Source organism: Acidovorax sp. ACV02 (assembly GCF_014851475.1).
GTDB lineage: Bacteria > Pseudomonadota > Gammaproteobacteria > Burkholderiales > Burkholderiaceae_C > Acidovorax > Acidovorax delafieldii.
Genome location: NZ_JACUZU010000008.1, coordinates 47862 through 61177, shown reverse-complemented (window position 1 = coordinate 61177; position 13316 = coordinate 47862). Strand labels below are relative to the sequence as shown.

The 13316-nt window shown below is 68.5% G+C and carries 13 protein-coding genes; 11 read left to right on the top strand and 2 right to left on the bottom strand.

Annotated features, from left to right (window positions below; all coding sequences use genetic code 11):
• Positions 1 to 90: 90 nt before the first annotated feature.
• Entirely contained in the window at positions 91 to 555 is a 465-nt protein-coding gene (locus IB236_RS19260; protein ID WP_056646005.1) for a Cd(II)/Pb(II)-responsive transcriptional regulator, read from the bottom strand.
• 73 nt (positions 556 to 628) lie between these two features.
• Here IB236_RS19260 and IB236_RS19255 point away from each other — a divergent pair, with 73 nt between their 5' ends.
• The 3 genes from IB236_RS19255 (at position 629) to IB236_RS19245 (ending at position 2999) form a co-directional block, all read left to right on the top strand.
• On the top strand, positions 629 to 1291 hold the full coding sequence (locus tag IB236_RS19255; RefSeq protein WP_192421849.1) for a cation transporter: 663 nt from the start codon (positions 629 to 631) through the stop codon (positions 1289 to 1291).
• A gap of 3 nt (positions 1292 to 1294) precedes the next feature.
• Positions 1295 to 2176 carry a DUF3703 domain-containing protein gene (locus tag IB236_RS19250; protein ID WP_192421848.1) on the top strand — a complete coding sequence of 294 codons (882 nt, stop codon included), beginning with the start codon at positions 1295 to 1297 and terminating at the stop codon, positions 2174 to 2176.
• A gap of 184 nt (positions 2177 to 2360) precedes the next feature.
• A complete protein-coding gene (locus IB236_RS19245; protein WP_056746596.1) occupies positions 2361 to 2999 on the top strand; it encodes a YitT family protein in 639 nt (212 codons plus the stop codon).
• A gap of 43 nt (positions 3000 to 3042) precedes the next feature.
• Here IB236_RS19245 and IB236_RS19240 read toward each other — a convergent pair whose 3' ends face one another.
• Complete coding sequence (locus tag IB236_RS19240; RefSeq protein WP_225581267.1) at positions 3043 to 6600, bottom strand: EAL domain-containing protein; 3558 nt, start codon at positions 6598 to 6600, stop codon at positions 3043 to 3045.
• 195 nt (positions 6601 to 6795) lie between these two features.
• On the opposite strand from IB236_RS19240, the gene IB236_RS19235 reads away from it, so the two are divergent.
• The 8 genes from IB236_RS19235 to IB236_RS19200 all read left to right on the top strand — a co-directional run bounded on the left by IB236_RS19235 (position 6796) and on the right by IB236_RS19200 (position 13221).
• The gene (locus IB236_RS19235) at positions 6796 to 7299 is read left to right on the top strand and encodes a hypothetical protein (protein ID WP_192421847.1); all 504 of its coding nucleotides are present in this window, start codon (positions 6796 to 6798) and stop codon (positions 7297 to 7299) included.
• Positions 7300 to 7403: 104 nt separating this feature from the next.
• The gene (locus tag IB236_RS19230) at positions 7404 to 7874 is read left to right on the top strand and encodes a hypothetical protein (RefSeq protein WP_192421846.1); all 471 of its coding nucleotides are present in this window, start codon (positions 7404 to 7406) and stop codon (positions 7872 to 7874) included.
• Positions 7871 to 9298, top strand: coding sequence for a TolC family protein (locus IB236_RS19225; protein ID WP_192421845.1), 1428 nt, complete (start codon positions 7871 to 7873; stop codon positions 9296 to 9298). The genes IB236_RS19230 and IB236_RS19225 overlap by 4 nt, the downstream gene beginning before the upstream one ends.
• A 1-nt stretch (position 9299) precedes the next feature.
• Positions 9300 to 10682, top strand: coding sequence for a multicopper oxidase family protein (locus tag IB236_RS19220; protein WP_192421844.1), 1383 nt, complete (start codon positions 9300 to 9302; stop codon positions 10680 to 10682).
• A 95-nt stretch (positions 10683 to 10777) separates the two neighbouring features.
• Positions 10778 to 11203: a plastocyanin/azurin family copper-binding protein gene (locus tag IB236_RS19215; protein WP_370539933.1), complete on the top strand. Its 426-nt coding sequence runs from the start codon at positions 10778 to 10780 to the stop codon at positions 11201 to 11203.
• A 16-nt stretch (positions 11204 to 11219) separates the two neighbouring features.
• Positions 11220 to 11768, top strand: coding sequence for a DUF411 domain-containing protein (locus IB236_RS19210; protein ID WP_225581266.1), 549 nt, complete (start codon positions 11220 to 11222; stop codon positions 11766 to 11768).
• Positions 11765 to 12136, top strand: coding sequence for a copper-binding protein (locus IB236_RS19205; RefSeq protein ID WP_192421842.1), 372 nt, complete (start codon positions 11765 to 11767; stop codon positions 12134 to 12136). Before IB236_RS19210 ends, IB236_RS19205 begins: the two co-directional genes overlap by 4 nt.
• A gap of 77 nt (positions 12137 to 12213) precedes the next feature.
• Entirely contained in the window at positions 12214 to 13221 is a 1008-nt protein-coding gene (locus IB236_RS19200; RefSeq protein WP_192421841.1) for a P1 family peptidase, read from the top strand.
• Positions 13222 to 13316: the final 95 nt, after the last annotated feature.

The following is a 13316-nucleotide window of genomic DNA, read 5'->3' as shown; positions in this document are numbered from 1 at the left end:
TTTCGGGCGGTAGCGCCACAAACATATGCCCAAGTAGCTATCAATTAGATAGCAAATAGCACACACGCAGCCACGCCGTACAACAACTGCTCACACATGGCGCTTGCCTTGGCTGGGAGGGGCGTTGACGCCCACGGGCTGCGCGTCAGCCCGCGCATGCAGCGCTTCGATGATGTGGCAGGTGGCGTCCGCGCCATCACAGCGGCTGCGCAGCGCCTGCAGGTCGGCCTCCAGCGCCTGCAGCTCGGCCAGGCGGGTGCGCACATGCACCAGGTGTGCATCCAGCGTGTCGCAGGCGGCATGGCAGTCGGTCTTGCTGTCCCAGTCCAGCGCCAGCAAGGTCCTGACCTCGTCCAGCGACATGTCCATGGCGCGGCACAGGCGGATAAACCGCAGCTGGTGTACGTCGGCGCTGCTGTACAGGCGGTAGCTGTTGTCGCCGCGCGCACCGGGCGGCAGCAGCCCCTCTTTTTCGTAGTACCGGATGTTGGCGGCCGACACGCCGGACTGCTGGGCGGCCTCGCCAATCCGGAACTGTGCAGCGTGGGGATCCATGGGCTTGACCTTCAAGTGACTTTAAGGTTTCCAATGATGCCATCGCTTTCCAGAACCGCCAGGAGAAAACACCATGTCCGCCCATTGCCATCACGACCACAGCGCCCCCGGCCACAGCCACGATGTCCCCGCCAGCGCAGACCCGCGCTACCGCCGCATCCTGTGGATTGCGCTCGTCGTCAACACCGCCATGTTTGTGGTGGAACTGGGCGCGGGCACCCACTCGGGCTCGGCGTCGCTGCTGGCCGACGCCATCGACTTTCTGGGCGATGCGGCCAACTATGGCCTGTCGCTGTGGGTGCTGGCCATGGCGCTGACCTGGCGCGCACGCGCCGCGCTGCTCAAAGGCGCCAGCATGCTGGCGTTTGGCGTGTTCGTGATCGGCCGAGTGGCCTGGGGGGTGTGGCAAGGGGTTCCGCCCGAGCCCTTCACCATGGGCGGCGTGGGCCTGCTGGCGCTGGCAGCCAACCTGGGTGTGGCCGCCCTGCTCTACGCCTGGCGCGAGGGTGACGCCAACATGCGCGGCGTGTGGCTGTGCACCCGCAACGACGCGCTGGGCAACCTGGCCGTGATGGCGGCCGCGCTGGGGGTGCTGGGCACGGGCACGGCCTGGCCCGACCTGGTGGTCGCGGCCGTCATGGCGGGCCTGGCCATCAGCGGCGGCTGGAGCGTGATCCGCCACGCGCGGCAGGAGCTGGCCAGCACCGCCGGCGCCCCCGCAGCACACGGGCACTGATCCATGCGCGTACGCCTGTCCACTCCGCTCAACGCACCGCCCGAATGGGTGGCTGCGCAACTGCAAAGCACATCAGTGTTCCGCCACGTCACGGCGCCTCTGGTGCGGTTCAAGCGCCCTGGCGGCGCGCCCTGGCCCACCCACTGGTCTCCCGGTGATCTGCCGTTGCAGATGTGGCTGCTGGGGCTGCTGCCCATGGGCTCCCAAACCGTGCGCATCTCCATCGAGCCATCTGCCCAGGCCGGTGCCTGGCCCACGCTGCGCGACAACGGCGAGGGCACGCTGATGCGGCGCTGGGACCACCGCATCACGCTGCAGCCGCTGCCAGACGGCCGCACGCTCTATACCGACGACATCGACGTGGTCGCGCGCCACCTGCCCTGGCTGATGACGCCCCTGAGCGCGACGTTTGCCCAGGTGTTCTACCGGCACCGACAACGACGCTGGCGCCAGCTGGCGGCGCGCCACGCTGCAGCACCCATGGCTGACCCCTTGCAGAGGGAGCGCGCATTCGACCACCTGCTGGCAGCGTTTGCGCGCGATGCCGACGCACCGCCTGCCGCCCGCTGGCATTGGCTGGAGGCCGCGCACGTGCTGGGGCAGACCACGCTGTCCCTGCATTGGCGGTCACACAGCGCCATGCTGCGCTACGCCCTGCAGTTGCGCGACCTGCGCGAGGCCGGCGGACAGGTACTGCGGCTGGCACTGGTGCCCCTGGGCCACGCGCTGGCGCGGCTGCCCATCGGCAACACGGGCCGGGCGCAGGTCAGTGCGCTGGCGCCTATGGCGCCGCAGCCGCACATCACGCGGCTGATCGACGGTGCTTTGGCGGCTGCCAGCCTATCGGCCACCCAATTTCAGCCAAAAACCGATGCTAGCGATTGAATCATATGCGCTGGCAGCTATCAAATCAGGAGTATCCGACTGACTGGTGCGATGGCAAGCCGGCACCCGGAAGTTGACGCACGACAAGCCCGGCATGGGGCTTGCATGGTCCAATCCCATGCCTGTGCGCCGCCCTCTGCCCCGGGGGCCGCAAGCACAGCCTTCATCCTTTTGCCCTTTGCCCATGCCATCCCGCTCCCCTGCCGCCCCCACAGCCCCCGCCCCGCTGGTCGTGCCCCACAGCCTGACGGAAGACGCCGTGGCCATCTTCACCGGGGTGCTGCTCATCTCGGTGGGGGTGGCGTTTTTCACCAGCGCGGGGTTGCTCACGGGTGGCACGGCGGGGCTGGCGTTCTTGTTGCACTACGCCACGGGCATCGGCTTTGGCAAGATCTTCTTTGTGCTCAACCTGCCGTTTTACTGGCTGGCGCTGCGCAAGCTGGGCCGGGCCTTCACCGTCAAGACTTTCATCGCGGTGCTGCTGTTGTCGCTGCTGACCGAGCTGCAGTCGCAACTGCTGCAGTTCGCGCAGTTGCAGCCGCTGTATGCCGCCATTGCGGGCGGGCTGATCACGGGCACGGGGTTTCTGGTGCTGTTCCGCCACCGCTGCAGCCTGGGCGGCGTGGGCATTGCGGCGCTGTACCTGCAGGACCGCTACGGCTGGCGCGCAGGCAAGGTGCAGATGGCGGTGGACTGCTGCATCGTGCTGCTGGCCCTGTGGACGGTGGAGCCCGTGCGCGTGGCCTGGTCGATTGCGGGCGCCGTGGCGCTCAACCTTGTGCTGGCCATGAACCACCGGCCGGGCCGCTACATGGCGGTGTAGGCCCCGGCCAAGGGCGGTTGAGCGCCCTGCAGAGACACACCTTCTACGTGGACACCTGCCAGCCCAGCCCACTGTGCAGCCGGTGCTCCAGCACCTCGATGGGCACCGGGCGGCTGAACAGGTAGCCCTGCCACAGCGTGCAGCCGTGGCGCTCCAGAAACGCGCGCTGCGCCTCGGTCTCCACCCCCTCGGCAATCACGTCGATGCCCAGGCTCTGCGCCATGCCGATGATGGTCTGCACGATGAGCGCGTCGGTGTGCTGGATGCCAATGTTGCGCACAAAGCTCTGGTCGATCTTGAGTTGGTCCAGCGGCAGCCGCGTGAGGTACGACAGCGACGACTGGCCGGTGCCAAAGTCATCCATCGAAAAGCGCAGGCCCAGCGCGCGCAGTGCATTCATCTTGGCGATGGTGTCGTCCACGTTGTCCAGCGCCAGACTCTCGGTCAGCTCCAGCTTCAGGCGGTCGGGTCGCGCGCCAGTCTGCCGCAGCACGGCCACCACCTGCTCCATGAAGTCGGCCTGGCGGAACTGGCGCGCGCTCACGTTCACCGCCAGTTGCAGGTCGGCCGTGGCAGGGTCGTCCTGCCAGCGGCGCAGCTGGCTGCAGGCGGTCTGCAGCACCCACAGGCCGATGGGCAGGATCAGCCCGGTCTCTTCGGCCAGCGGGATGAACTCGAACGGCGGCACCATGCCGCGCGCCGGGTGGTTCCAGCGGATCAGCACCTCGGCCCCCACCACATGCTTGCCGCAGCCCACCTGCACCTGGTAGTGCAGTGTGAACTGGCCCTGTTCCAGGGCCGTGCGCAGGTCATTCTCCAGCGCCGCGCGGGCAGTGACGGCGGCCTGCATGCGCGGGTCAAAAAAGCGGATGCCATTGCGCCCGGCTGTCTTGGCGGCATACATGGCCAGGTCGGCGTGTTTGACCACATCTTCCACCGTCTGCGCCTGGCCGCTGAACAGCACGGCGCCCACACTGGTGGTGCTGTGCACATGGTGTGATGCGAGCTGGTAGGGCTGGTTGAGCGCGGCCAGAATCTTTTCGCCCACCATCTGCGCCTGCTCGGCAGCGTCGGTGGCGAGGGCGCCCAGGTCTTCCAGCAGCACCAGAAACTCGTCACCACCCAGCCGCGCGACGGTGTCACCTTCACGCACACAGGCCGTCAACCGCTGGGCCACCTGCTGCAGCAGCACATCGCCCATGTCGTGGCCCAGGGTGTCGTTCAGGGTCTTGAAGTGGTCCAGGTCCAGGCACAGCAGCGCCCCTTGCAGGCCCGCGCGCGCACTGGTGGCAAACGCCTGTTGCAGGCGGTCCATCATCAGGCGGCGGTTGGGCAGGTGGGTGAGCGGGTCGTAGAACGCCAGGTGCTCGATCTCCCGCGCCGCCGCCGCGCGCTGGGTGATGTCGCTGAGGGTGGCCACGTAGTGCGTCAGCACCCCGTGCTGGTCCGTCACGGCGGTGATGGCCATGAAGTGCAGGTTCACCTCGCCGCTCTTGCAGCGGTTCCACAGCTCGCCCTTCCACTCGCCGGTGCTGGCCAGGCTGGCCCACATGGCATCAAAAAACGCCTTGTCATGGTGGCCCGAGGCCAGCAGGCTGGTGCGGCGGCCCACCACCTCGTCGGCGCTGTAGCCGGTGATGCGGCTGAACGCGCGGTTGGTGCGCAGGATGAGCGTGTCCGCGTCGGTGACGATCATGCCCTCTTGCGACTCGAACGCAATGGCCGCAATGCGCAGTTCGTTCTCGTCGCGCTTGCGGGCGGAGATGTCCTTGCCCACGCCCCGATAGCCACAAAACACACCGTCGTCATCAAACACGGGCGTGCCGCTGATGGACACCCAGTACGAGCAGCCCTGCTGGTCGCGGCGCTCGAACTCGAAGTCGCGGAACTCCTGGTGGCGCTCCAGCAGCGCGCGGTGCTCTTCCCACAGCGCGTCGCTCATGCCCGGTGCAGCCAGCTCCCAGCGCGTCTTGCCCATGTGCAGCGCGGCCTCCTGCACCAGCCGGTCATCGGCCCGGCCTTCCACATGCGTGAGGCGAAACTGCGCGTCCTGCTCCCAGTACCAGTCGGACGACAACGCGGTGAGGGTGCGAAAACGCGCCTCGTTGTCCTCCAGCTTGCGGCGCACGCGGTAGGACTCGCTCACGTCGCTGAACACCAGCACCACCCCCACGATCTGCCCCTGGGAGTTGCGAATGGGAGCGGCGCTATCGGCAATGTGGTACTCGGCGCCATGCCGGGCCTGCAGGGTGGTGTGGTTGCTCAATGCCACCACCTGGCCCCGGTCCATCACCAGCTGCACCGGGTCCACCTGCGGCTCGCGGGTACCGGTGTTGATGATGCGGAACACCTCGGGCAGCGGCTGGCCCATGGCCTGTGCCAACGGCCAGCCTGTCAGGCGCTCGGCCACCACGTTCATGCGGGTGATGCGGCCCTGCGCATCGGTGGCGATCACGCCATCGCCGATGGAAAGCAGCGTGATGGCCAGGTTTTCTTCGCTCTGGCGCAGTTCGGCCTCGGCTTTCTGTCGCGTCAGGGCCATGCGGTCAAACCGGCGGCCCAGCTCGGTCAGCTCCTGCAGGCCCGTGGCGGGAACGCGCGATACATAGCGCCCCTCGGCCAGCTCGTCCGTGGCGTGCATCAGGCGCCTCAGGGGCCGCATTACGCCGCGCCGCACGCCCACCTGCGCCACGGCAAATGACAGCACCAGGCCGCACAGCAAGAACGCCATCTCGGTCCACATGCGGCTGTTGGCCGCGGCGTACAGGTTGTCCAGCGGCACGGCCAGGCTCATGGTGGCCACCGGTTTGCCGCCTGCCTCGATCAGCGGCTGGAACACCACCAGCTCGGGCGCACCATCAGGGCGGTACCGCTGGCGCTGCCCCTGGGGCGTTTGCAGCACCAGGGCGCGGAACTCGGCATCGGCAAACGGTGCCCCCAGCTCGCTGGCGTCGGGGGGATAACGCGCCAGCACGCGCCCCTCAGGGTCGGACACCCGGGCCACCGCGCCGTCCGGCAGCCCCAGGTCGGTGAGCCGCCGGCTCCACCACTCCAGCGACACCACCGCCACGGCGGCCGCCACCACCTCCTGCGTGCCGGGCGGTATCACCGGGTAGGCAAAGTTGACACTGGCCACCTGGGCGGCACGGTCCACCTGGAAGCTGCCCACCGCAAAGTCCCGCCCCGAAATCGTCTGCTGAAAATATGGGCGGTTGGCGACGTTGACAGGCGCCTTGAGCGGACGCGCATTGCACAGCAGCTCGCCGTCCGCCCGTGGCACGCCAATGTTGACGTAGGTGGCATTGAGCGACAGCACTTCGGCCAGGTAACGCCCACACTGGGACGCTGAAGGGTCGTGCACCTGCGGCATGGCGGCCAGCTGCTGCAGAAACTGGCGGGTGTTCTGGATCAGCCGCTGCTGGGTGCCAGCCACCGACTGCAGGGTCTGCAGCGCGCGTTCTTCTGCCGCAGCAATCGCGTCTGTGCGGTGGGCCCGTGCCTGGTACACCACCAGCAGCACCGCTGGCAGCGTGGCCCACAGCACCAGCCAGCGAATCCGCGCGGACAAGGTGCTCCACATTCCAGCGACCCATGAGGGCATACCGACCTTTCTGTGCAAGAGAAAGAACGCTTGAGCACATATCTGCCGACAGCCGCTGACAAACGGGCAGACATGTTTCGTCACATGTTACTGCCCATGGTCGGAAAAGGCATTCACGATTTGCGCAGGGTTGCCCGCAGCGCCAGAAAGTGGTTACCTGCGGAACCTTGAGCGGCTCCGCCGTATCATTGAAGGATGCGTCGCGGCTTTTTCTTCCTGCTGATGGTGGTGCTGGTCCTTCGGGGCCTGACGGGCACGGCCATGGCGGCGGGCATTGTGGCTCCGCTGCTTCCTGCAGGCGCCGCGCAGCACACCGAGGCCCATCAGCCTACGGCGGAAGGCATGGTCCACGACCAGGGCCATCCCCACGATCATTCCGCAACCCTGGCGCAGGCCGAGGGCTTGGCACCCGCGGACGCCCATGCCCACCATGGCGCCCCGGCCGCCGAGCCCGGCGTCGACCACACTGCCAGCCACTCTGCGGCCTGCCAGAACCCCGATGCGGGCTGCAAATCGGGCGACGACCACGACCACCACAGCGCCAGCTGCTCGGCCTGCGAAATCTGCCACTCGGCCATGCTGGGCCTGCCCGCATCGCTGACCCCCGCCCCCCTGCCCGCCGGAGCCCTGCTGCCCCTGGCCTCTGCGCAGTTTGACAGCGCCCCTGCGGCGCTGGCCATCAAACCACCCATCGCCTGATCTCCGACGCCCGAAGTGCGTCTGCCATAGCCTGATGGCCCCTGAACAACGGGGTTCGTCGGGCGGCAGTGCACTGTTTTTTCGTTCGTTGTCTGGAGATCGCCATGCGCGCCCCTGCCATTTTTCTCTCATTGCCGTCGCCCGGGCCATCGTGGCCGATGCGACTGGCTTGTCTTGCCCTGTTGTCGCCCTTGCTGGCGCAAGCCCAGGGCCCAGCTTCACCCGACGCTACCCGCGCCGATGCGCCCACGGCCCCCCTGCCGTATACGGCCATGCCGCCGCAACCCCCGCTGGTGGACGCCTTGCCCACACCCCAGGCCTGGCGCCAGGCGCACGAGGCCGTGGGCGCGTTCCCGCGCGGCCATGCGGACATCGTGGCCTGGGAGGCGCAAAAAGGCTCGGCACCTTCTCCCACGCCCGCAGCCTCCACGGCTACCTCCATGCCACACCATCCCCAGGGCATGCAGCACGGCATGCCGCCTGGGAAGCAGCACGGCACACGCCATGAAATGCATCACGGAAGCCCAGGGAGTGCCCACCCCGCCCACCACCCCGAACAGAAGGGCAAGCCATGATCAGCGCCCATCGCCTCTCTGTGCTGGCTGCCGCCACTCTGCTGGCGGGCTGCGCCAGCGTGTCGCCCGATGGCCTGCGCAGTGATGTCGCGGCCCTCACTGCGGGCCGTACCGCCGGTGTGCCCCAGGCGGCCTTGCCCGCCACGGACCCGAGCGCTCGCGCAAAGGCCCAGCAGTCCATTGACGGCTGGCTCGCGCAACCCCTGACACAAGACGCCGCCGTGCGCATTGCCCTGCTCAACAACCCCGGCTTGCAAGCCCGGCTGGCCGCGCTGGGCGTGGCCGATGCCGAGCGGGTGCAGGCCATCACGCTGCCCAACCCGCACCTGACCCTGGGGCGCTTCACCAACAGCCAGGAACGCGAGATCGAACGCACCCTGGCCTTTGGCCTGATGGACCTCATCACCCTGCCCTGGCGCACCCAGCGCGAGGCCGAGCGCCTGCAGATTGCCACGCTGCAGGCCGCGCAGGACGTGGTGCAACTGGCCGCAGACACCCGCCGCGCCTGGCTGCGGGCGGTGGCGGCCGAGCAGGTGGCCGCCACGCACGACCGCATGGTGGAAGCCGCCGAGACCGGGGCCGAGCTGGCGCGCCGCATGGCGCAGGTGGGCAACTGGAGCCGCCTGCAACAAGCCCGCGAACAGGCCGTGCTGCACGAGGCCACCCGCCAGCGTGCCCGCGCCCGCCTGGCCGCCGCCACCGAGCGTGAGCAGCTCAACCGCCGCATGGGCCTGTGGGGGCAGCAAACCCAATACCAGCTGGCCCAGCAGCTGCCGCCCCTGCCCGCCACCGCCATACCCGCCGATGGCATCGAAGCCACGGCGCTGCGCGAGCGGCTGGACGTGCAAGCCGCCCGCCGCCAGCTGGACACCCAGGCCACGCGCCAGGGCTGGAGCCGTGCGGGCGCCGTGTTTGGTGACATTGGGCTGGCATACAGCCGCAACACCGCGACCGAACGCGACACCGGCCGCAGCGACATCAAGCGCGGCTGGGAGATCGAGCTGCCCCTGCCCCTGTTCGACTGGGGTGGTGCAGCACGCACCCGCGCCCAGGCCGAGGTGGAGCAAAGCGCCGCCCAGCTGCAAGACACTGCCGTGCGCGCCCGCAGCGAGGTGCGCGCCGCCTGGCTCACCTACCGCACGGCCCTCGACCTGGCGCGCCAGCAGCAGGCTGAAGTGGTGCCCCTGCGCCAGCTCATCGCCGACGAGACCACGCTGCGCTACAACGGCATGCTGGCCAGCGTGTGGGACATGCTGGCCGAAGCGCGCAACAGCACACAGGCCGTGGCCAACGCCATCGAAGCGCAGCGCGACTTCTGGCTGGCCGAGACCGACCTGCAACTGGCGCTGACCGGCACCTCGCCCGGCGCACTGCAGGGCCTCACCTCCGGCGCCGCAGCCTCCACCACCCCACAAGGCCACTGACATGAACCGCCGCAATTTCTTTTCTGGCGCCGCCACGGCCGTGGCCGCAGCCTCCGTCAGCCGCGTGGCCCTGGCCGCACTGCCCGAGCCCGCCACGCAGTCCAGCGCCGACACCGCGCCGCCGCTGCACCCGCCCACCGGCCGCCCCTACAACCCCGTGGTCACCCTGAACGGCTGGACCGCCCCCTGGTGCATGAACGCGGGCGTCAAGGAGTTCCACCTGGTGGCCGAGCCCGTGGTGCGCGAAGTGGCGCCTGGCTTCCTGGTCAACATGTGGGGCTACAACGGCCAGAGCCCCGGCCCCACCATCGAGGTGGTCGAGGGCGACCGCGTGCGTATCTTTGTCACCAACCGCCTGCCAGAGCACACCACCATCCACTGGCACGGCCAGCGCCTGCCCAACGGCATGGACGGCGTCGGCGGCCTCACCCAGCCCGCCATCCAGCCCGGCAAGACCTTCGTGTACGAGTTTGTGGCGCGCCGCCCCGGCACCTTCATGTACCACCCGCATGCCGACGAGATGGTGCAGATGGCCATGGGCATGATGGGCCTGTGGATCACCCACCCGAAGGGCAGCCACCCGCAGATCGCCAAGGTGCAGCGCGACTACGCGTTTCTGCTCAACGCCTTTGACGTGGAGCCAGGCAGCATGACCCCTAAGGTCAACACCATGCTGGACCACAACATCTGGTGCTGGAACAGCCGCGTGTTCCCCGCCATCAGCCCGCTGGTGGCGCGCCAGGGCGAGCGCGTGCGCATCCGCGTGGGCAACCTCACCATGACCAACCACCCCATCCATCTGCATGGGCACGAGTTTGAAGTGACCGGCACCGACGGCGGCCCCGTGCCCAAAAGCGCGCGCTGGCCGGAGGTGACCACCGACGTGGCTGTGGGCCAGATGCGGCAGGTGGAGTTCATCGCCGACGAACCCGGCGACTGGGCCCTGCACTGCCACAAGAGCCACCACACCATGGGCGCCATGGGGCACGCCGTGCCCACCATGATCGGCGTGGACCACCGGGGCCTGGTCGGCAAGATCCAGAAGATCGTGCCCGACTACATGGTGATGGGCGAGCGCGGCATGGCCGACATGGGCTCCATGGAGATGCCGCTGCCCGACAACACCTTCCCGATGATGACGGGCACCGGCCCCTTCGGCCCGCTGGAGATGGGCGGCATGTTCACCACCCTGAAGGTGCGCGCCGACCAACCCGCAGGCGGCTATGCCGACCCCGGCGACTTCAGGCAGCCACGCGGCACCCAGGCCTTTGAATGGCAAGGCGCCCCGGCCGCCACACCACGCCCTGCACGCACCGACACCCCAGGCACCGCCCCAGGCGCGGCCAATGCACGCAAGCCGGCTGCCAGCGGCCACCAACATTGATGCCAACAATCACCATGAACACTATTAAATTCATAGCTGCCTGGGCAATATGCACTTGCGCATTCGGCACTTTTTCTGCCTATGGGCATGAAAACATGCCCCACCGCACCTCCACAGCCCCCGTGGTCAAAGAGCAAAAAGACTGGGGCATTGCAGGCGATGCCCGGCAGGTGCGCCGCACGATCACCGTGCGCATGGGCGACGACATGCGGTTCAGCCCCCGCCACATCGAAGTGCGCGAGGGCGACACCGTGCGGCTGCGCGCACAGAACAAAGGCCAGGTGCTGCACGAGATCGTGATCGGCACCAAGACGGAGCTGGACCAGCACGCCGAGATGATGAAAAAGCACCCGGGCATGGAACACGACGAGCCTTACATGGCCCATGTGGCGGCGGGCAAGGCCGGCGACATCGTGTGGCACTTCAACCGCGCAGGCAGCTTTGACTTTGCCTGCCTCATCCCCGGCCATTACCAGGCCGGCATGACCGGCACCATCACCGTGCTGCCCCGCCATCCATAACGCCAGGAGAAACACCATGCCCCTCCAACGCCCTCGGGCTGCATCCGCATCCATGACCGCGCTCCCCAGCCCTGCCCGCCGCCAATGGCTGGCCACCACTCTGCCTCTGCTGGGCGCGGGGTTGGCCGTCGCTTTGCTGCCGGTTGGGTCCCGCGCCGCCACCAACACGCCCACACCGCTGGAAGTGTGGAAAGACCCCAACTGCGGCTGCTGCCAGGACTGGGTGGACCACATGCAAGCCAACGGCTTTGCCGTGAAGGTGCATGCCACCGGCAACAACGCCGTGCGCGCCCGCCTGGGCCTGCCGCCAAAGCTGGGTTCGTGCCACACCGCGCTGGTGGGCGGCTACCTGGTGGAAGGCCACGTGCCCGCCAGCGATGTGCGCAAGCTGCTGCAGCAAAGGCCCAAGGCCCTGGGCCTGGCCGTGCCCGGCATGCCCGTGGGCTCGCCAGGCATGGATGGTGCCGCGTATGGCGACCGACGCGACCCGTACGACGTGCTGCTGGTAGCGCACGACGGCAGCACGCGCATCTTCAACAGCTACCACAAAAAGGCATCCACATGACCCAGCACCGCTACTCCATCCCGCTGGCTGCCGCCCTGCTCGTCCTGGTTGCAGGGCCCGCCCTGGCGCAGGCGCCTGCAGGAGCTGCCGCAGACAGCCACAGCAGCCACCACCCCGCCGCCACCGCACCGTCCGCACCACAGGCGGAGCTGAGCGAAGGCGAAATCACCCGCTGGGACCCGCGCACCCTGCGGCTCACCCTCAAGCACGGCGAGATCAAGAACCTGGAGATGCCGCCCATGACCATGGTGTTCCGCGTGTCCGACGCCAGCGTGGTGGGTGACCTGAAACCCGGTGACAAGGTGCGTTTTAGGGCCGAGCAGGTCAGCGGCGCCTACCACGTCCAGCGGATCGAGAAAGCGCCCTGACGCGACTCCACGTGCAGCGCCAGGGCCCTGATGCTGCGCAACTGTCGCCCGGCCCCAGGGCACCATAATCACCAGCCATGAGTTCTCCACACGCAATGGCTGGCGACGCTGGCAGCATCACCCGCGTGGCCGGCATCGAGGTCGGCCACTTCACCGAAACCCGCCGCCCCACTGGATGCACCGTCATCATCACCCGCGAGGGCGCTGTGGCCGGGGTGGATGTGCGCGGTGCCGCACCCGGTACGCGCGAGACGGATTTGCTCCACCCCTCCAACCTGGTGGACAAGGTGCACGCCATCATGCTCGCGGGCGGCAGCGCCTGGGGGCTGGATGCCGCCACCGGCGCCGTGCGCTGGCTGGAAGAGCGCGGCGTGGGTTTCGACGTGGCAGTGGGCCGCCTGCCCATCGTGCCCGCCGCCGTGCTGTTCGACCTGCTGGTGGGCGACATGCGCGTGCGCCCCGATGCAGCAGCGGGCTACGCGGCGTGCGAGGCCGCCTCCACCGCAGACCCGGCCGAAGGTAACGTGGGCGCGGGCACCGGTGCGGCGCTTGGCAAGATCTTCGGCATCCAGCGTGCGATGAAGGGTGGCATCGGCACCGCCTCCGTCACCGTGGACGGCGTCACGGTGGGTGCCCTCATCGCCTGCAATGCGCTGGGCGACGTGATCGACCCCGACACCGCGCAAGTGATTGCCGGGGCCCGCACCGACGACGGCCTGCGTTTGCGCGACACGCGCCGCGCCCTGCTGCGCGGCGACCCGCCCCAGCCCCTGCTGGCGGGCACCAACACCACCATCGGTGTGGTCGCCACTGACGCGGTCATCACCAAGGTGCAGGCCCACCGCCTGGCCGTGGCCGCGCACGACGGGCTGGCCCGCAGCATCAACCCCGTGCACACCATGTCGGACGGCGACACCCTCTTCAGCCTGGGCACGGGCCGCAGCGGCAAGAGCCCGGGCATGATGGTGCTGGCCACCATGGCGGCCGAGGCCACGGCCATCGCCACGGCGCGGGCAGCACGGGCTGCGCGCGCCATCACTACCGCCGAGGGGTTGTACCTGCCCTCGGCCGCCGATCTGGGCTGAAGCGCAAAAATCGGCATGCGCCACGCAGACAGTGCGTGGCGTCTCCTTCCCGTTGGCACCGGCTGGCATTGACTGGCGTCTGTTGCCGGCTTCGT